The organism is Pseudomonas frederiksbergensis (genome assembly GCF_001952935.1).
GTDB lineage: Bacteria > Pseudomonadota > Gammaproteobacteria > Pseudomonadales > Pseudomonadaceae > Aquipseudomonas > Aquipseudomonas frederiksbergensis.
Map to the genome: position 1 here is coordinate 2,186,957 of NZ_CP018319.1, position 18,971 is coordinate 2,205,927.

19 protein-coding genes, 1 tRNA gene and 1 pseudogene are annotated in these 18,971 nt (G+C 58.8%); 5 read left to right on the plus strand and 16 right to left on the minus strand.

Translation table 11 applies throughout. The features are described from left to right. The first annotated feature begins 147 nt into the window (after positions 1-147). Positions 148-1,334: pseudogene (gene desA / locus PFAS1_RS10150) on the plus strand (delta-9 fatty acid desaturase DesA). Positions 1,335-1,572: 238 nt separating this feature from the next. Further along, positions 1,573-2,562 (plus strand): GGDEF domain-containing protein, encoded by a 990-nt coding sequence (locus PFAS1_RS10155; RefSeq protein WP_076029073.1) that lies wholly within the window; start codon positions 1,573-1,575, stop codon positions 2,560-2,562. 45 nt (positions 2,563-2,607) lie between these two features. On the opposite strand, the gene PFAS1_RS10160 is transcribed toward PFAS1_RS10155, so the two are convergent. From PFAS1_RS10160 to gabD, 3 genes are all read right to left on the minus strand, one after another. Further along, a complete protein-coding gene (locus PFAS1_RS10160) occupies positions 2,608-3,822 on the minus strand; it encodes a response regulator (protein ID WP_076029074.1) in 1,215 nt (404 codons plus the stop codon). A gap of 149 nt (positions 3,823-3,971) precedes the next feature. Continuing rightward, a complete protein-coding gene (gene gabT, locus PFAS1_RS10165) occupies positions 3,972-5,249 on the minus strand; it encodes a 4-aminobutyrate--2-oxoglutarate transaminase (protein WP_007899625.1) in 1,278 nt (425 codons plus the stop codon). A gap of 197 nt (positions 5,250-5,446) precedes the next feature. Next, positions 5,447-6,889 carry an NADP-dependent succinate-semialdehyde dehydrogenase gene (gabD, locus tag PFAS1_RS10170; protein WP_074872468.1) on the minus strand — a complete coding sequence of 481 codons (1,443 nt, stop codon included), beginning with the start codon at positions 6,887-6,889 and terminating at the stop codon, positions 5,447-5,449. Positions 6,890-7,239: 350 nt separating this feature from the next. Between gabD and PFAS1_RS10175 the strand changes: the two genes are divergently transcribed. Further along, positions 7,240-7,316 (plus strand) — tRNA-Arg (locus PFAS1_RS10175). A 121-nt stretch (positions 7,317-7,437) separates the two neighbouring features. Here the strand turns inward: PFAS1_RS10175 and PFAS1_RS10180 are convergent. The 7 genes from PFAS1_RS10180 to PFAS1_RS10210 form a co-directional block, all read right to left on the minus strand. Then, entirely contained in the window at positions 7,438-7,770 is a 333-nt protein-coding gene (locus PFAS1_RS10180; RefSeq protein WP_076029075.1) for a type II toxin-antitoxin system HicB family antitoxin, read from the minus strand. Then, positions 7,767-8,021 (minus strand): type II toxin-antitoxin system HicA family toxin, encoded by a 255-nt coding sequence (locus PFAS1_RS10185; protein ID WP_076029076.1) that lies wholly within the window; start codon positions 8,019-8,021, stop codon positions 7,767-7,769. Before PFAS1_RS10185 ends, PFAS1_RS10180 begins: the two co-directional genes overlap by 4 nt. A gap of 527 nt (positions 8,022-8,548) precedes the next feature. Next, a complete protein-coding gene (locus PFAS1_RS10190) occupies positions 8,549-8,818 on the minus strand; it encodes a hypothetical protein (protein ID WP_232252221.1) in 270 nt (89 codons plus the stop codon). A gap of 21 nt (positions 8,819-8,839) precedes the next feature. Further along, positions 8,840-9,463 (minus strand): hypothetical protein, encoded by a 624-nt coding sequence (locus PFAS1_RS10195; RefSeq protein ID WP_076029077.1) that lies wholly within the window; start codon positions 9,461-9,463, stop codon positions 8,840-8,842. Further along, positions 9,460-10,026 carry an RNA polymerase sigma factor gene (locus tag PFAS1_RS10200; protein ID WP_074872463.1) on the minus strand — a complete coding sequence of 189 codons (567 nt, stop codon included), beginning with the start codon at positions 10,024-10,026 and terminating at the stop codon, positions 9,460-9,462. The genes PFAS1_RS10195 and PFAS1_RS10200 overlap by 4 nt, the downstream gene beginning before the upstream one ends. 1 nt (position 10,027) lies before the next feature. Continuing rightward, positions 10,028-11,731 (minus strand): vWA domain-containing protein, encoded by a 1,704-nt coding sequence (locus PFAS1_RS10205; RefSeq protein WP_076029078.1) that lies wholly within the window; start codon positions 11,729-11,731, stop codon positions 10,028-10,030. Positions 11,732-11,819: 88 nt separating this feature from the next. Then, the gene (locus PFAS1_RS10210; protein WP_074872461.1) at positions 11,820-12,380 is read right to left on the minus strand and encodes a YbhB/YbcL family Raf kinase inhibitor-like protein; all 561 of its coding nucleotides are present in this window, start codon (positions 12,378-12,380) and stop codon (positions 11,820-11,822) included. A 139-nt stretch (positions 12,381-12,519) separates the two neighbouring features. Between PFAS1_RS10210 and PFAS1_RS10215 the strand changes: the two genes are divergently transcribed. Then, positions 12,520-14,049 (plus strand): apoptosis inducing factor family protein, encoded by a 1,530-nt coding sequence (locus tag PFAS1_RS10215; protein ID WP_076029079.1) that lies wholly within the window; start codon positions 12,520-12,522, stop codon positions 14,047-14,049. A gap of 119 nt (positions 14,050-14,168) precedes the next feature. Here PFAS1_RS10215 and PFAS1_RS10220 read toward each other — a convergent pair whose 3' ends face one another. From PFAS1_RS10220 to PFAS1_RS10245, 6 genes are all read right to left on the minus strand, one after another. Then, the gene (locus PFAS1_RS10220; protein ID WP_076029080.1) at positions 14,169-15,674 is read right to left on the minus strand and encodes a YdgA family protein; all 1,506 of its coding nucleotides are present in this window, start codon (positions 15,672-15,674) and stop codon (positions 14,169-14,171) included. 327 nt (positions 15,675-16,001) lie between these two features. Further along, complete coding sequence (locus PFAS1_RS10225; protein WP_076029081.1) at positions 16,002-16,640, minus strand: NADH:ubiquinone oxidoreductase subunit N; 639 nt, start codon at positions 16,638-16,640, stop codon at positions 16,002-16,004. Between the two features lie 82 nt (positions 16,641-16,722). Further along, entirely contained in the window at positions 16,723-17,052 is a 330-nt protein-coding gene (locus PFAS1_RS10230) for a type II toxin-antitoxin system RelE family toxin (RefSeq protein ID WP_076029082.1), read from the minus strand. Then, positions 17,042-17,287 (minus strand): type II toxin-antitoxin system Phd/YefM family antitoxin, encoded by a 246-nt coding sequence (locus PFAS1_RS10235; protein WP_076029083.1) that lies wholly within the window; start codon positions 17,285-17,287, stop codon positions 17,042-17,044. The genes PFAS1_RS10230 and PFAS1_RS10235 overlap by 11 nt, the downstream gene beginning before the upstream one ends. 111 nt (positions 17,288-17,398) lie before the next feature. After that, positions 17,399-17,644 (minus strand): DUF2789 domain-containing protein, encoded by a 246-nt coding sequence (locus PFAS1_RS10240; RefSeq protein WP_074872451.1) that lies wholly within the window; start codon positions 17,642-17,644, stop codon positions 17,399-17,401. A gap of 137 nt (positions 17,645-17,781) precedes the next feature. Then, positions 17,782-18,243, minus strand: coding sequence for an aminoacyl-tRNA deacylase (locus PFAS1_RS10245; RefSeq protein ID WP_008148137.1), 462 nt, complete (start codon positions 18,241-18,243; stop codon positions 17,782-17,784). Positions 18,244-18,440: 197 nt separating this feature from the next. On the opposite strand from PFAS1_RS10245, the gene PFAS1_RS10250 reads away from it, so the two are divergent. Beyond that, on the plus strand, positions 18,441-18,971 hold the full coding sequence (locus PFAS1_RS10250; RefSeq protein ID WP_076031514.1) for an NfeD family protein: 531 nt from the start codon (positions 18,441-18,443) through the stop codon (positions 18,969-18,971).

The following is an 18,971-nucleotide window of genomic DNA, read 5'->3' on the forward strand; positions in this document are numbered from 1 at the left end:
TAGGTCGTCCATGTCCCTTAAAAGTGGATGGAATTATAGTTTAAAGAAACATCCGGCCACTCTTATCTGAAAGGGCGACTGGTTTTATCTGTGGGCTCAGTGATAATGCAACGGCTGTTTTTTTCTTTATCGAGGGCCCAATAGCCTATGTGGTACGAAGGTTTTCTCGGCTTGTCGCCCTGGTCACTGGTGGCAGTCACCCTGCTGATGACCCACGTGACGATCATCGGCGTCACGGTCTATCTGCATCGTTATTCAGCCCATCGCTCGCTTGAGCTCAATGCTGGCCTGAAACATTTCTTCCGCTTCTGGCTGTGGCTGACCACGGCACAGAACACCCGCGAGTGGACCGCTATCCACCGCAAGCACCACGCCAAATGCGAAACCGTCGATGACCCGCACAGCCCGGTCATCAAGGGCCTGTCCACCGTTCTGCGCAAAGGCGCCGAGCTGTACCGCGCCGAGGCGGAAAACCCCGAGACCCTGCGCATCTACGGCAAGAACTGCCCGAAGACTGGATCGAACGCAACCTGTACAGCCGTTTCCCGCTGCTGGGCGTGGCGATCATGGGCGTCATCGACCTGCTGCTGTTCGGCACCATCGGCATCACCATCTGGGCGATCCAGATGATGTGGATCCCGGTCTGGGCCGCCGGCGTGGTCAATGGCCTGGGCCATGCCATCGGCTACCGCAACTTCGAATGCCGCGATGCGGCAACCAATCTGGTGCCGTGGGGCATCCTGATCGGCGGCGAAGAACTGCATAACAACCATCACACCTACCCTAATTCGGCAAAACTGTCGGTGAAGAAGTGGGAATTCGATCTCGGCTGGGCCTGGATCCAGGTCTTCAGCTTCCTGCGCCTGGCCAAGGTTCAGCGTGTTGCACCTATCGCCCATCGGGTCGAAGGCAAAGGCAACCTGGACATGGACACCGCCATGGCGATCCTCAACAACCGCTTCCAGATCATGGCCCAGTACCGCAAATTGGTGATCGCACCGCTGGTCAAGCAAGAGCTGGAAAAGGTCGATCACTCGGTCCGCCACCAGTTCCACCGCGCCAAGCGCCTGCTCTCGCGGGAAACCAGCCTGCTGGATGACAAACACCACGTTCGCATCCAGACCATGCTCGAGCACAGTCAGGCGCTGAAGGTAATTTACGAGAAACGCCTGGCCTTGCAGCAGATCTGGGTCAAGACCAGTTCAAATGGTCACGACATGCTGGCCGCCATCAAGGATTGGGTACACGAAGCCGAAGCCAGCGGGATTCAATCCCTGCGCGACTTCGCCGATCAGTTGAAAACCTACTCCCTGCGCCCTGCCGCTGCAGTCTGACTGTGGCGAGGGAGCTTGCTCCCGCGTGACTGCGCAGCAGTCGCAAAACCTGGCGACGCGTTCTTTCATTGAAAAACGCGTCGCCAGTACCGCCCGGCGGGAGCAAGCTCCCTCACCACATAAGGCGGGAACTTCGCTCAAAATCCCCTATCTCAAAGACACTTCGCCATTCAGGCGGGTTCTGGTATTGGCCGCTTTCGAACCTCGAGCGGCACACGCCCTTTGAGATTTTGTGTCTATGGTCAATAAAAGCCTACAAGACTCATCCCTCCCGCAGTGGCCCGAGGCTGCGCAAACCCTGCTGGCGCTAATGCATGCACAAGGCGAAGTGGCACGCCTGAGCGAGCGCGAACAACTGTTCAGCACTCTGCTGGTGAGCGTCAATGCGGTGCTTTGGGCCTTCGACTGGGAATCTCGCCGGGTGCTCTATGTCAGCCCGGCGTATGAACGGATTTTCGGCCGCTCCGCAGGCTTGTTACTGTCCGACTACAACCAATGGCGCGACAGCATTTACCCCGACGATCTGGACTATGCCGAACGCAGCCTGGCCGAAGTATTGGTCAAAGGCGCCGTTGAAGACCGTGAGTACCGAATCATTACCGCCGACGGCCAGGTCCGCTGGCTCAGTGACAAGTGCTTCATCAACCGCCAGGTCGAGCCAGGGCAGCCGGTGATCATTGTCGGCATTGCCGAAGACATTACGGACAAGAAGCAGATGGAAACCGAGCTGCAACGCCTGGCCACCACCGACGTGCTGACCCAAAGCAGCAACCGCCGACACTTCTTCGACTGCGCCCACCGTGAATTCGAACAGGCACTGCACCAACGCACGCCGCTGGCCTTCCTGCTGCTGGACATCGATGACTTCAAAGTGATCAACGATACCTACGGCCACCAGGAAGGCGACAACGTGCTGCAACGAATCGCCGAGTGCGGCCGCGCGACGTTGCGGCGAGGCGATGTGTTCGGGCGAATTGGTGGCGAGGAATTCGCCGCGGTGTTTCCCGGCTGTGCGCCAGACATGGCCATGCAAGTGGCTGAGCGCCTGCAACGGGAGATTCAGCGATTACGTTTCAGCCATGGCGACCAGACGTTCGGCATCACCGTCAGCCAGGGCCTGACCAGCCTCACCGCCGAGGACGAAAGCGTCGACAACCTGTTTGCCCGCGCAGATGCGGCAATGTATCAAGCCAAACACCAGGGCAAGAACCGCATCGTCTCATCCTGAGCCCATGATCGTTCCCACGCTCTGCGTGGGAACGATCTCCCTGCGTTATTTCTTGCGTAAGCGCATCAGCTCCGGCAATCCGATCTTGAGCAACCGCGCCGTCCGGCTCTTCGCCAGGTCTTCAATGCCCTCATGCTCGGTCAGGCGCGCCAGTTGCGCAGCCATGTTCATCACCAGCGCTTCGCGGGAGTAAACCCCGCCACCGAACTGGTAGACCGCCGCAATCAGCTCTCGCAGCTCCAGCGGCAGGCGCCAGCGAGTGCGAAGCGCCGAACCATAAGCCGCGCCGAACTCGGCCAGCGCCTCGCCGACTTCCTCCCATTCATCCAGCTCGCCCCCGGCCTGCTTCCACTCCTGCAAACACCGCAACAACGCAAGATCGCCGAGGCGATGCAGCATGCCGGCGCAATAACAACGCTCCTGATCCAGATCCAGCAAGCGCGCCAGGGTCCGGCCATACTCAGCAGTGCGCAGCGACAGCTCCCAATAGCGCTCGGCATAATCGGCCAGAAACGGATCGCTGAGTCGGGCACTGCGCTTGAGGGCCAGCCCCAGAATCAGGTTCATGCTTTGCCCGGTGCCGAGGCGGTGCAGCGCCTGGGACAGGGTTTGTACGGCGGCGCCGTGGTGCTGGGCCGCGCTGTTGGCAGCGGCGATCAGCACAGCGGTCACTTGCGGATCGGTACGGATCTCGTCATGCAGCAGTGTCAGGTCGAGGCCATTGGGATTGAGGCTGCGCTTGACCGCCAACTGTACGTCGGTCATCAGTGGAGCACCGTCGGCCAGCTCACGCCGACGCTCCAGGTAAACCGCCAACGTCATGCCTGGCGATAGCAAAGGCGTTTCGCAAGACACCTCTTCACCGGCATTCAACAGCAAATCCTGCAGGCGCTGAGTCAGGCTTTCCATGTTCAGGGGTTTGGTCAGGTACGCCGCAGGCGTCAGCGGCAGAACTTCGCGAACGCTGGCGCTGTCGTTGCGGCTACTCATGAGGATGAACGGCAGCGGCGGGTTGCGTTTGCGCTGACGGACATTGCGCAAGACATTCAAACCATCGACGCCGGGCAGCTCCCAGTCGACGATTACCAGGTCGTAAGGATTTTCCGCCAACAGGTGCAGCGCCTCCTGACCATCGGCACACAGATCCAGCCGCGCGTCACAGCGCACATTCAACAAAACCTGCTTGAGCAGGTCGCGGGACCATGGATCGGCCTCGGCAATCAGCACACGCGGCGCAGCGGGTAACACAACAGCAGTCATTTACACACTCCAGAGTCGTGCTTGCACCTTAGTCAATGATGGCCATTCGATACAGCGCATTTGCTATCAATGGGTTCCATGGACACAAAAAAACCCGCCGAAGCGGGTTTTTTTGTCGATCAGTTCACAAATCGATCAGAGCCTGGGGATCACAGCTCAGAGAAGCACTCTTCGATGATTGCCAGACCTTTGTCCAGTTGCTCGTCCGGCGAAGTCAGTGGTACCAGGACGCGCAGAACGTTGCCGTAAGTGCCGCAGGACAGCAGGATCAGACCCTTGTCACGCGCCTTGGCCACAACCGATGCCACAGCAGCAGCGTTCGGCTTGTGGCTGTCGCCATCAACAAACAGCTCGACCGCGATCATCGCGCCAAGGGCACGGACTTCGCCGATCACCGGGTATTTGGCCTGAATGGCTTTCAGGCCAGTCACCAGACGCTCGCCGACCGCTTTGCAACGGTCCAGCAGGTGCTCTTCTTCGAACACTTCCATCACGGCCAGGGCCGCGGCGCAAGCGATCGGGCTACCGGCATAAGTGCCGCCCAGGCCGCCTGGAGCAATGGCGTCCATGTATTCGGCCTTGCCGCACACACCGGCCAACGGGAAGCCGCCAGCGATGGATTTGGCGAAGGTGGTCAGGTCAGCAGCAACGCCCATCTGTTCCATGGCGAAGAAAGTACCGGTACGGCCAGCGCCGGTTTGTACTTCGTCAGCGATCAGCAGGATGCCGTGCTGGTCGCACAGCGCGCGCAGACGCTTCATGAACTCTTTAGGCGCGACGTAGAAACCGCCTTCGCCCTGAACCGGCTCGATGATGATGGCAGCGATGTCACGCGGCTCGGCGTCGTTCTTGAAGATGCGTTCGATGCTCGCGATCGAATCGTCGATGCTCACACCGTGCAGTTCGTTCGGGTACAGCGCGCGGAAGATGCCGCCTGGCATCAGGCCCATGCCGGCCGAGTAAGGCACGACTTTGCCGGTCAGGCCCAGGGTCATCATGGTGCGGCCGTGGTAAGCGCCAGTGAACGCGATCACGCCGGCACGGCCAGTGGCGGCACGGGCGATCTTGATGGAGTTTTCCACGGCTTCGGAGCCGGTGGTCACCAGCAGGGTTTTCTTGGCGAAATCACCCGGCACCTTGGCGTTGATTTTTTCGCACACTTCTACGTACGGTTCGTAAGCCAGCACCTGGAAGCACGTGTGGGTCAGCTTGTTCAGTTGCTCGGTCACGGCGGCGATGATTTTCGGGTGCACGTGGCCGGTGTTCAGCACGGCGATACCGCCGGCGAAGTCGATGAACTCGCGACCTTCAACGTCGGTCACGGTGGCGTTCTTCGCGGACTCGGCGAAGATCGGGTGAATCTGGCCAACACCGCGTGGTACAGCGGCTTCGCGGCGTTTCATCAGGGATGCGTTAGTCTTGCTCATAAAGTCCTCATTCACCGCTCATCGGGCGGCGTGGTTCAAGGAAAATGCGGCGGGGAGGCAACTACGGCAGCATGCGATGATCGACTGCCACAGCTTTCCCGACCACAGAGAAAATTCCGTTTGAAGCACGCAAAGGGACAGCGCTCTCGTGCCCTTTGCGTTTGAAGCAATGCCCTGCCGGGCTTATCCCTTCGAGCTTAGATGCCCAGGCAGAGGTATTTGATTTCCAGGTAATCTTCAATGCCGTACTTGGAGCCTTCACGGCCCAGGCCCGACGCCTTGATGCCGCCGAACGGCGCGACTTCGTTGGAGATCAGACCGGTGTTGACGCCGACCATGCCGTATTCCAGGGCTTCAGCCACGCGGAACACACGACCCAGGTCGCGAGCATAGAAGTACGAAGCCAGACCGAACTCGGTGTCGTTGGACATCGCGATCACGTCGGCTTCGTCTTTGAAACGGAACAACGGCGCCAATGGACCGAAGGTTTCTTCCTTGGCCACGGCAGCGTTGTTCGGCACGTTGGTCAGAATGGTCGGCTCGAAGAAGTTGCCTTCCATGACCTTGCCACCCGCCAGAACGGTTGCGCCTTTGCTGATCGCGTCAGCAATGTGCTCTTGAACCTTGGCCACGGCTTTTCCGTCGATCAGCGGGCCAGTGGTGGTGCCGTCATCCAGACCGTTACCGATCTTGAGTTTGGCCACGGCCACTTTCAGTTTTTCGGCGAACGCGTCGTAGACCGAATCCTGAATGTACAGACGGTTGGCGCAGACGCAGGTCTGGCCGTTGTTGCGGTACTTGGAAATGATCGCGCCTTCGACGGCCTTATCCAGGTCAGCGTCGTCGAACACGATGAACGGCGCGTTGCCGCCCAGTTCCAGGGACACTTTCTTGATGTCCTTGGCGCATTCAGCCATCAGCTGGCGACCGATTTCGGTCGAGCCGGTGAAGGACAGTTTGCGCACGATCGGGTTGCTGGTCAGCTCGCTGCCGATGTCGCCGGCACTGCCAGTTACCACGCTGAACACACCGGCAGGAATGCCGGCACGTTGGGCCAGTTCGGCCAGGGCGAATGCGGAAAACGGAGTTTGCGAAGCAGGCTTGAGCACCATGGTGCAACCGGCGGCCAGGGCCGGGCCGGCTTTACGGGTGATCATCGCGGCCGGGAAGTTCCACGGGGTGATTGCAGCGGTCACGCCGATTGGCTGCTTGATCACGATCAGGCGCTTGTCTGGCTGGTGACCCGGAATCACATCCCCGTAGATGCGCTTGGCTTCTTCGGCGAACCACTCGATAAAGGAAGCGGCGTAAACGATTTCGCCCTTGGCTTCGGCCAATGGCTTGCCTTGTTCGAGGGTCATCAGGCGAGCCAGGTCGTCCTGGTTCTCGATGATCAGTTCGAACCAGCGACGCAGCTTGTTGGCGCGGTCCTTGGCGGTCAGTGCACGCCAGGCCGGCAGCGCTTTGTCAGCGGCTTCGATTGCACGGCGGGTTTCGGCAGCGCCCATTTTCGGCACGGTGCCCAGAATTTCGCCCGTTGCCGGGTTGTTGACCTTGATCGTCTGACCATTGTCCGCATCAACCCAAGCGCCATCGATAAAGGCTTGCTGGCGGAACAACTGGGTGTCTTTAAGCTGCATGTCGGCTTTCCTTAACAGCACCGCGGCAAGCGCGGAGCGAATTATGATTGTAGAAAGGCGCCTTAAAGGCTGCCGTCAGGGAAATCATTCACCGGGCTGAAGCACATAAATAGCGCACTGATTGAAACTCGTGCGGTTCAGCACCCAGACAAGAGCGTTTGAAATCTCAAACGAATCCTAGGATCAAAGGGGGTAAAGGACAATAGCCTGTTCGAAAAAAAGAACGAAAACGCCGCATTTGCCTAATTTTTCTGATCAACGTAGCAAACACAGGTTACGCTTTGGAAAACCGCAGGCGATTCAGCAGCATGGACGCCCGCAGTGCATATGAGTATCATGGCGCCCGCATTGCACCAGTAGCTCAGCTGGATAGAGTACTGCCCTCCGAAGGCAGTGGTCGTGGGTTCGAATCCCGCCTGGTGCACCATACGTAGAAACGAGAAAGCCTCAGATCTTAGGGTCTGGGGCTTTTTTGTGGGTGTTGCTTCGTCCTGAATAAGGTTTACACCTTCTGGCTTTCTTTTCAGGAAGGTGCAATTGCACAGTAGTCAGGCATGCACCTCACGATCAAGAACGTCAGCTACCCACTGATTGATACTCTTGTGGGCTAGCTGCGCTTTTACGGCGACAGTTGCGTGGAGTGCCGGCGCTAAACGCAGACTAAGGTGGCCAGAATAGGGCTTCTGCGGCGTGCGCCCGAGCTTGGAGCAAGTTTCCAGATAATCAGTAACGGCCTCTTCAAATGCATCTCGAAGCTCCTGCACTGACTCGCCATGAAACCCAACAATATCTCTGATACCAGCAATATGGCCGATAAACAGGCCATCTTCCTCGCTGTATTCAATTCGGGCGGCATAGCCTTTGTAATTCATTACGCTCATGGGGTGACTCCTGCTTGTTCAAGGAAAGCCCGAGCATCACGAACCTGGTAGGGCTTTGCTTCTTTGTCCGGGTGTGGTCGGTGAAAGGTGGCGACCACACCGTTCAGCTCAAAGCGCACCCGGGACCCATTACCTTCAATGGTCTTGGCGCCAGCGGCACCGAATAAAGACTCGATACGGGCCCACTCCAGCGTAGCTGGGGTCGGCCTTGAGAATACTGTTTTCAGGGTGCTGAGCTGCTTGTTATTCATGGTATGAAATTATGATACCGCGCAAAAGAAAGCAACCGTGAATCCTGACTCATTGCCCAATCCACACCCAAGCGCGTGGCGGCCAATTGATGCTCCCAGCTGGAAGATGGCCTCGGACGATGGAAGCGACTTAGACTGACGGAAACGCGACCGATAAGACGGACAAATCCTAGGCAATAAAAACCCCCTAAGCGGGCTGAAGGGGCAGTGATTGTTGTTGTGGTGAAAGTGCCGGCCCCATGACTAACGTCACGCAATAGAAACCACAGGAATGAGGCAAACAACCAAATTGCAGTTTCTGATTTTGTCGGGATCTGCAATATGAAGATTAGCGCGTCCTACGAGCCGCATTGCTCTGCGTCAATGTCATTAATGAGCGCATCAATCTCAGCAAAAACTGTTTCGGCAGAAGTATCAGGACGTGAATCGTTACGGCTAGCTGCAATGGCCTCAATAATCTCTGAAGCTAGCAACCGATCCCGCTGTGAGCCCGTGTCATGGCCGGAAACGGACTCAGCGCGGTTTTTTCATTCAGTCGTCCAGTCGAACTCGTCGTACTCATCATCGTCTTCTTCATCCTCGACCACCTCATCATCAAGAACGTCTTCCTCAAACGCTTCTTCTGCCTGCTTCGCCAGCAGAAACTCCTTACGACTCTCAGTCACCGCGCGCCGTAATTCCTCACCCTTCTCCGGGCAGTTGAGCATTTGGGCGATGCGGTCGATTTTTTTTGCCATGGCTTCCTCCAACGCATCGGCTATGGGCCGATAGTGCGCGCTTTCGGGTGTCGATGCCAAATTTGCCGACCGCTGTTCCCCTCATTCCTTCTGCAAATCCTTGAGTCTGGCGGTGAGATTTTCCTTGGGAAAGCGTTTGTGCAAGGTCGCCATCAGGTCAGCGGCCGCTTGAGCCTGACCAGCCTTTTGCAGGCGGATCACTTCCCTTAATTGATCGTCGACAAACGTGGCCGGAGCTATCGCCGAGCGTTTGCTGACCTTCGCTTCATCGGCCATTTCAGCGTTGATCGATTCGCTCTGCGCTGGGGCAGCAAGATCGGCCATTGGCGCCGCAGGCGCGGGGGCGGACAAGGCGCCGGTCGGGGCAGCCATGGAACGCGCAACCGATGACGATGCTTCTTTTTTGGCGGCCGGTGCAGACGCCTTAGGTGCAGGCGCGAAGTCGTAACTCGGCGGTTGCTCCTCGGTGCGTTGCACCAGTGCAAGCATCAGGGCCACACCGACGAGGCTGGCAAATGCGACCTGCCAACGGGGTTTCTGGCAGGCCTGGACCCAGCGTTTCCACAGACCTGGTTTCTGCACGGGGACTTCGCGCTGTGCGGTAGCCAGGAGGAACGCGTCGAGATGGGACGGCGGTTCGCCGGTCGTGTGTTCACGATAGTGCTTCAACACTTGGTCTTCTGGCGTAGGACGGGCGTCAGTCATGTCAGTACCTCCTCGGCCAGCAGCCGACGCAGTTTTTGCTGGGCGTAGCGCAAGCGGCTTTTGACGGTTTCCAGCGGTGTTTCGGTGAGGGTCGCGATCTGCGGCAGGTCGAGATCGCCGTGGGCGCGCAGCAGGAACACTTCGCGCTGGTCAGCGGGCAGGTTTTGCAGGGCCGCTTCGAGGCGCTGGCTGTCGCGGCTCAGGCTCAGAAGTTGTTCGGGATCGGCAGCGTCATCGCTCAGGGCGTGGATCTGTTCGTCATAGCTGTCGTGCAAGGGGTTGTGGATTCCGTGTTTGCGCCAGTGATCGATCAGTCGATTGCGGGCAATCTGATAGAGCCAGGTACGAAAATTCGCCCGGCCTTGTGGCTGACTGGTGCTGCGGATCAGGCTCAGCCAGGTGTCCTGGTAAACCTCTTCCGCCAGTTCGGACTTGCCGCTCAGGCCGAGCAGGAATCGGTAGAGTCCTTGGCGGTGGCGGGCGTACAAAATCTCGAACGCCGGCCCGTCGCCTGCGCGATAACGGGCCAGCAGCGATTCGTCGCTCGATTCAGGCGCTGACATTTCAGTTGTAGCCTCCTTTAAGCGGCTCACTGTTCGAGGCGGTCGTGGTTCGCAGACTTTGCGCCAACTCCACCAATTGCACGAACTCTGCCCGCAGACCAAATCGATCTTCGCCCCGCGCACCACGCGCCAAAGCCTCGGTGTCCTTCAGGCTGAAATCACCGATGTAACGCCCGTCCTTGAGCTGCTGGGAAAACGCCGCCACGGCTGCGGCAAATCGCAGGTCTTCACTGGCTGGCGCAGCACTGTCAGTGATCGGCCGCTCGATCAAGCGACTGTTCCCACCTTCGGGCAACTGATATCGCACGCGCAGTATGGCCATTTCCCCAGATTTCCCGGAAGTAACTGCCCCGGAGTTGCCATACCGCAGCGGCTCCAGCCAACCCTTCTCGCCCTTGGGCACAATTTCATACAACGCCGTCACCGTATGCCCTGCGCCGATTTCACCGGCATCGACCTTGTCGTTGCTGAAATCCTCACGCTTCAACGCACGATTTTCATACCCCAACAGCCGATATTCACTGACCTGTGCCGGGTTGAACTCCACTTGCAACTTCACATTCTTCGCCACAACCGCGAGGGTTGAGCCGAGTTGATCCACCAGCACCTTGCGCGCCTCGCGCAGGTTGTCGATGTAGGCATAGTTGCCGTCGCCAGCATCAGCCAACTGTTCCATCAGGTGTTCATTGTAGTTATCCACACCAAAACCCAATGTGGTCAGGGAAACGCCGGTCTTGCGTTTATCCACAGCCATTTGCTTGAGGCTGTCGAAGTCGCTGATGCCGACGTTGAAGTCACCATCGGTGGCCAGCAGGATGCGGTTGATGCCCTTGGGAATAAACGCCTGCTGCGCCATCTGATAGGCCAGTTCGATGCCTGACGCCCCGGCAGTTGATCCACCCGCGGTTAATTGATCGATGGCTGTACGAATTTTCGCTTTTTCGCGTCCAGACGTTGGCTCCAGCACTACACGCGAATCGCCGGCATAGACGACCAATGAAACCCGGTCCTGCTCGCGCAATTGATCGACCAGCAATTTCAGGGTGCTTTTGACCAGCGGTAAACCCTCGCGTCGGTCCATCGAGCCGGACACGTCCACCAGAAACACCAGGTTCGCCGGGGCCAGTTGCGCAACTGCACGGTCCGAGGCCTTGATGCCGATGCGCAGCAATCGGGTATGCGGGTTCCACGGCGACGGCGCCAGCTCTGTGGTCACGCCGAAGGGCGAGCCATCGGAGGGCAATGCGTAATCGTAGGGAAAGTAATTGACCATCTCCTCCAGTCGCACCGCACCCTCCGGTGGCAGGCGCCCTTGATTGAGCAAGCGGCGGACGTTGGCGTAGGCGCCAGTGTCGACGTCGGCGCTGAAGGTCGAGACGGGCGCTTCGGCCACGCTGTGAATCGGGTTATCCGCCAGCGCTCGATACTGCTCCCGCTGCTCATCCTGATAGCCCTGCGGATACGCCTCGCTCGCGGGCAGCGGCGCATAGCTTGGTGCCGGGCGAACGCTGCGTTTGGCCATCGAGGTGTCGGCCATGACAGCCTCGCTGCGCACCAGTGTTTCAGCCGATAGCGCGCCCTTAGCCGGCGGCGCAGCCGAGGCGGAATCAGGCTTGGATGAAACGCCGCAACCGGCGATGGCCAGCAGCAACCCGGCGGCGAAACCCTGGGCGGCGGGGCGGAGGAAATGCAGAGGGAGGGACATGGGGGCTGACCTCAGGAGGAAATTGATCCATTCATCCTCTGAGACGAGCCCCTTTTCAGGTTCGGGTTAAACCGGCCGAAAATTAATTTCAGCGGTGATAACGCCGCACCACACTGCTGTTTTTCAGCACATGGCCTTTGATTTTTTCCAGTAGCTGCGCGCGCGTCAGGCCGGCGGGCAAAGCTTGCGGCGCCAGATCCAGGGCGTAGAGCTGGATGATGTAGTGGTGCGCGCTGTCGCCGACCGGCGGACAAGGGCCGACATAACCGGTGGTGCCTTTGCTGTTGGTACCACCGACGCCTTCAAGGGCGGATTTTGCGCCAACACCAGCGGCAATCTGATGAGTCGTGGCTTTGATGCCGTAATGCACCCAGTGATCGACGCCTTGGCCTTTTTGGCCGTCAGGATCGTGCATGACGATGGCATAACTCAACGTGCCCGCCGGCCCGGCGTTCCAGTTCAGTGCCGGTGACGCGTTATGCCCGCCACAACCCGGAGCATCGCTGGCGGCGGCGACCGTGAACAGTCGGTCATCGGAAACACCTGGGATGTTCAGGGTAAAACGTTCTTGGGCCTGCGCCGGAAACTGCACGCAAAGGGCGACTGCAATGGCCGCCAGCCAAGGGTTCAGAGAGGTCAAACGGGTCATACCGGAGCACCTTGTGCGGGTGGGGCCGTCGTCGGCGGGCAAACTATAGCCGGACCGTTCATTCGGTGGCAGCGGCAATTGGCTGAACCTCAAGATAAGCGCCAAACTCTTAAGTGAAACGCTTGCCTGGAGAGCGATCATGGCACTGCACCGCGTCGCCCGTTTCGCCGATGTGCCCGAAAACCGGGGCCTTGAAGTCCAGATCGCGGACACGAAAATTGTCCTGCTGCGGGTAGGTGATCATCTGCGCGCCTTTCAGGGCGAATGCCCCCATGCCGGGGCACCGCTGGCCGAAGGCGCTCTGTGCCACGGACGGTTGATCTGCCCGTGGCACAAGGCGGCGTATCGGATCGAGGACGGTGCGCTGTGTGAACCGCCGTCTTTGGACAGCCTCAAGCGCTATCGGCTGGAAATACTCGATGACGAGGTCTGGGTCGACGATCAGCCCATGTCCGACCCTCATACCCCTCCGGCGGACGACGAGCGAACGTTTGTGATCATCGGTGCCGGCGCAGCAGGCACGGCGTGCGCGGCGGCGTTGCGCGAAAAGGGCTTCGGTGGCCGGGTGCTGTTGATCGACCGTGAAACCGGCGCCGGTTACGACCGTACGGTCTTGAGCAAATTCGTGATTGCCGGGGAGATGCCGCCAGAAGAAGTCCCGCCGTTGCGTGATGAAGACTTTTACCGCGAACAGCGTATTGAACGAATAAACGCCGAAGTGGCGAGCCTGGACGCGGCGAACAAAACGTTGCGCCTGGCTGATGGTCAATCCCTGAGCTACGACGCTGCGCTGCTCGCCACCGGTGGCACACCCAACCCGCTTACGCTGCCTGGCGCCGAGCTGCCGCAGGTGTTCGTGCTGCGTTCGAAGGATCAGGCGCAGCGGATTCTGGGTTCGGCAAAACCAGGCCAACGAGCGGTGATCATCGGCGACAGCTTCATCGCCATGGAATCCGCGTCCTCCCTGCGTCAATACGGCCTGGACGTCACCGTTCTGGCCCGCCACGCCGTGCCTTTTGCCAAACAGTTTGGCGAGGCCGTCGGCAAGGCGATTCGTGCCCTGCACGAGGCCAATGGCGTGGTGTTTCATACGGATGGCAACGCAACGCACATCGAAGGAACCGCCAGGGTCGAAGCGGTGCGCCTGGACAATGGTCAACGTTTACCGGCGGATCTGGTGTTGGTCGGCATTGGCGTCAGCCCGGCAACCGGTGCATTTACCGGCCTTCCCCTGGAAAAAGATCAGTCGCTGAAGGTCGACGGCGGGATGCGCGTGACCGATGGGCTTTGGGCCGCCGGCGATATCGCGACCTTCCCGCTCAACGGCCAGCCCCAACGGATCGAACATTGGCGCCTGGCACAGCAACAGGCACGGATCGCGGCGATGAACATGCTCGGCGGCGACGAGCATTACCTCGACGTGCCTTATTTCTGGACCTGGCACTTCGGTAAAAACTACGACTACCTCGGCCACGCCGCGACCTGGGACGAGGTCGAGCTCAAAGGCGACCCTGACCATCCCCCTTTTATCGGCCTGTTCGGCAAGGACGGATTGGTCGTCGCCGCGGTGGCATGCGATGAAGAACGCGCAATAGCGCTGCTCGCCGAACGGATGAAACAGCCGTTGTCGGTGGATGAGGCGTGGCGGTTGGTTCGGGACTTGAATTAACGGGATGTGGGAGTCCTTCGGCCTCCAGCGGGAGCAAGCTCCCTCGCCACAAGCCAGACAGCAAAACGCCCGGTGCCTGCGTTGTGCAGAGGCCGGGCGTCGGTGTGTAAGCCCTGGGTTTACTCGACGGCGACATTCCCGCCGAATTTGCTCATGACAAACCCGACAAACTCTTCGACGGTCATCTTCTGGCCGTTGAATTCCACCTGATTATTGGCGTAATGCAGTGTGGAAACGATGTTGTTGCCATCCAGTTTTGCCAACTGCGTACCGACGGCCATGCTGCCAAACATGTCGGCGGTGGCGGTGGCCTGATCGGCGATGAGCTTGGCGTCGGTCTGACCGTCGATTTGTGACTGCACGCTCAGCAGGTCAACGAGCATTGGCTTGGACACTTTCACGTTGACGTCCAGCAGCGCGATCAGTTGTTGGGTCAACTGGTCCGGCGGCAGGTCCATGGATTGTGGCTTGGTCAGGTTGAGCACCAGATTGGCGCGGCTTTCGCCATTAGCGGTGTTGAACGACAGGTTCTCCAGGGCGACCTGCGGACCGGCGGCCAGCAGTTTCTCCAGGTCGGTTTTGACCTGCGCCTCTTCGGCCGGGGTCAGGACCAGCTCTGGCGCCGGTTCACCCGCAGCCACGGCCTCGGCGGCGGCCCTCTCGTACGGTTGCAGTTTGGTCTGGTAAATCTGCATCAGCGACATGGTTGCCGGGATGTCGAGGTTCTTCAGGCTCATCGCCATCTGTGCAGACCCGACAGCCTTGCCGTTCAGGGACACCTCACCCACCTTGTAATCGGCACGCCCCGAAGCGCTGGTGCCGGATTCCTCGGTCTGGTTTTTCATTTCAAATTTCTTGAAGCCCAAGACCGACTGCTTGGCGCCGAAGGTGGTCTTGCTGTCGGTCAGCTCGACGGTGTTCTCGCCGGTGTAGTAGCCGTAAGTGCTTTTTGTCAGGTTGCTGGCCACGGTCAGGCCATGCAGTTCAACCTTCACCGGCGTCTGATCTTCAGCCACCGTGCTCAGTGTCAGGCTGTCCATGTAACCGTTGGCCTTGACCTTCTGCGCTTGAGCGCTGGCGGCGACATCGAGGTTCAGCCCGGAGAATTTCAGGTTGGACTTGTCGTCAAGCGCCACGTCCAGCGGCAGCAATTGCAGGGTGCCGTTGGTGGCATTGTCGTAACCGATGTTGACCACGCCCGTGAGTGGCGATTTGTCCTTGGCGGCGACGAACCACTTCTCGGTGGTCGGGGTTCTTTCCAGTTCGTAGTGACTGGTGGCCAGGACCGGCAGCCACTTCAGCGACACCAGGCGCGAAAACGGCAGCGGGCCGTGTTCGATGCGATCGACGAACAGCAACTCCACCGGTGCTTCACCGAACATCTCGCCTTCGCCCTTGAGGCGGTAGTGCGCGGTGCTGCTGAACACATGGCGCTCCAGCGACACCAGCTCCAGCGACGCCGTGCCGTTGGAACCGACCAGCGCAGCTTGCAGCTCTTTGTTGGCGTCGGCGATGGAGGTGTTCAGCACACCTTCGAGTTTGGTGCCGGTGTACCAGGCACCGCCGGCGCTGATTGCGCCGATGGCAACGACGATTCCAAGAAGCACGCCTGCTGATTTATTCATGAATGACCCGATCAATGTCCGTTGTTTGGAGGTGTGGTCGTCTTCCCTGAACCCTGACGGGTTACGGTCACGACTGCGTAAAAGTGCGGTGCAGATTAGCATCAGGCGCACCGGGCGACCCAATGATTAAAGGTGAAAGAGTGTCTATGGGATGTCGCTGCTTGTGGACAACTGGCAGGGGGTGAGAGTTTCAGTGCTCATTAGATCGCCTTCGCGAGCAAGCCCGCTCCCACATTAGATCGGTGGCGAACACAGAATTTGTGAACGCCTGAGATTCAATGTGGGAGCGGGCTTGCTCGCGAAGGCGTCAGTACAGGCAACATAAATTCAGGAATACTGAACCTCAATCTCATCAAGCTGATGATCAAAACTCTTGAGCCGTGCGGTCCATGTATAGACCAGCACTTCGAAGTCGCGATTGATCACCGCCGTGCCGCTGGGGGATTCCGAGCGCGGGTCGCAGAAGTCCAGTTGATAGCGTTCGCGGGCCATGGCGGTGGCGACATCGGAGAGTTCACGGGCGTTATTGAACCAGTGCCAGCCCTCCTCGGCCACTTGCTTGTCCAGCGCCTGGCATTGTTTTTTCAGGGTTTCGAGGCTTTTTTCCAGCGGTGTGCCGGTCAGTTCGCCCATGACTTCCTGGAACGTACGGCCCGGTTGCCAGTAACTGCCCCAGAAATACCGATCGAACACCGTTTCGACACGGCGCAGCGCGACCTTGGTGTCCCAGATCAGCACCAGGGTCTTGCCTTGTTCGAGCTGTCTTTTCTTGATGCGCTGACCCTGGACCGACGCCCAGGCCACCACCACGATGGCCATCACGGCAATCAATGCCGCGGCGCTGTCGAGGAACACCAGCGCCGTGTCGATCTGGTGGGCCAGCATGATGCCGTAGAAATAGGTGGCCGACAGCAACACCAATGCCGCTATAGCGCACCAGAAGCCGGGAGCATAAGGGTTTTTCATTATTGGAATCCCCATGACCAACGCGAGCCTTGATTGATGAGGTCAACGCGCGACCTCATCAAGTCAAAGCATAGCAACGGCTTCAGGGTTTGCCGGAGTTCGGGCCTTGCGTTCGTCCGCTTTCCCAGCTGCCACGTTTCTTGGCTCGATCATAAACAGCGCTGCGCTCACGCTTACCCACCGCCACCACGGAAACGACTACACGCTCATCAATAACCTCATACACCAACCTGTACCCCGATGACCGCAGCTTGATTTTGTAGCAGTCAGGCATTCCATGGAGTGAATCTGAGGGCACTCGCGGGAGTTCAAGTCGCTCTGCCAGTTTCTTTTTGAATTGCTCGCGCAATGTATGACCCAGTTTGTCCCACTCCTTGCGTGCAGACGGCAGGAATTCGAGCTTATAGGTCATCCAGATTTACCGGGACCGGCGTTTCATGCCTGCGCGAGCGAACGATTTCTGCCAATTCAAGGTCATCGAGGCGTTCCATCATGGCCTCGAAAACATCGGCCGGGACCATGTAGCCCATTACTCGATTGTGATTCAGCACTGCAACGGGCCCACCATGGGCGCCGCTCAAAACCGCAGATGGGTTTTTCTTCAGCTCAGACACACTGACAGCCAGGTCGGCCAGAACATTTTGCATAATTAAGACCTCAATTCAGGTCACGATTCTGGTCCATTCATGCTTTATGAGCAACCTGGAAAAAACTCTAAAACTGTATTTGCATTCGAATTATTTACCGCTAACCCGTTTTTACACCCCCCGCCCCTTCCTCAGCAGCACATCCAACTGATCCACCACCTCCGCCCAATCGGCGTCATCCAGAATGTCGTCGCGCAGGAATTCCGCCTGGCTCTGGGTCCAGAAAAACGCATCCGCCAGGTGCAGTTCGGGTTTGAGCGGGGAATGGGTGGCGATGAATTTGTCGATGCTTTCGGCGTCGTCGGGCAGGCCGAGTTGTTTGAACAGGTTGGGAAGGCTGTGGATTGGGGATTCCATGGTGGGCTCCTTTTTCATGGCAAATGATTGGGTGACTGCTGCGCAGTCAATCGCGAGCAGGCTCGCTCCCACATGGAATCGCGCTCAACTGTGGGAGCGAGCCTGCTCGCGATGGCGATGAAACTGACGCCGAGAATCTACTGACTCAACTCACACACTTCAGCATGCGGCACCATTTTCAGGAATTCCGGCACGCTCATGTGCACCAGGTTGTTGTGGTTACCCGCCTCCAGGTAGATGTCTTTTTGCCGGGTCAGCAGTGGGTCGATGACCATGTCCAGGCCATAGGATTCGCCCAACGCAGGCACGGCGCCGCGTTCGCAATCCTGGAACAGATGCGCCAGGGTGCTTTCCCGGGTGATCTGCCATTCGCCACTGCCGCGTACTTTGCTCAGGTCCAGGTGACGGCTCGCTGGCAGCACAGCCATCAGGTAATGGCCGTGGTGGTCGTCGAGGATCACCGATTTGGCCACCCGCTCGGCAGGAATGCCTGCGACCCGCGCCGTTTCAAGGCTGCTGGCCGAGTGCGGATGGGTGACGACGTCAAATTCGCATTGAGCCTTGTCCAGGCTGTCCTGCACTGTTCTTGCCATACGCATGATGCACCTCGGTGTCCGCAACAACGTTTCGCGGACGATGGTTAAACCTTTCTCACCACTAAAAGTCTAGGCCCGCTGACGCCAGCGCGCGGGAAATCTGCCCGCCGGAACACGGTCAACAACTGATCAAAATTCGTACAGCTGAGCGCTCAGCTAGACTGTATAAAGAACCATCAATGACTCTCCCGGAGGGTCACGTGAACACTCGTTGTTTTACGGTTGCGCTGCTGTGGGCTCTATGCGGATCGGTTTTCGCGGCGGACACCGTTGTCCTGTTGGTGCCCAATCCCATCGGGATCTGGCTGATCACGTTCGGCATCGCGTTTCTGATCGCCGAGGCGGCCCTGCCCAATTACGGCGTGATCGGTCTGGGTGGCATTGTGATGTTCGTAATCGGGGCGGTGATTCTGACCAACACCGAAGTGCCGGTTCCGTTGATGATCGGCCTGGGACTGATCAGCGCCCTGCTGTTGATTTTCCTGCTGATCCGCGCCCTCAAAACACGACCGCGCGAAAACGTCAGTGGCGATGCAGGGCTGGTGGGCAGCGTGACACAAGTGATGTCGCTGGCCGGCAATGCCTACAACGGTTGGGTGCACCTGCAAGGAGAAAAGTGGCAAGTGCTCAGCGCCACGCCGCTGCAACCCGGGCAAAGTGTCCGGGTGGTGGCACGCAAGGGATTATTGCTGGAAGTGGCCGCGGCTGACGCGGCGCCGGGTGGAGAATAA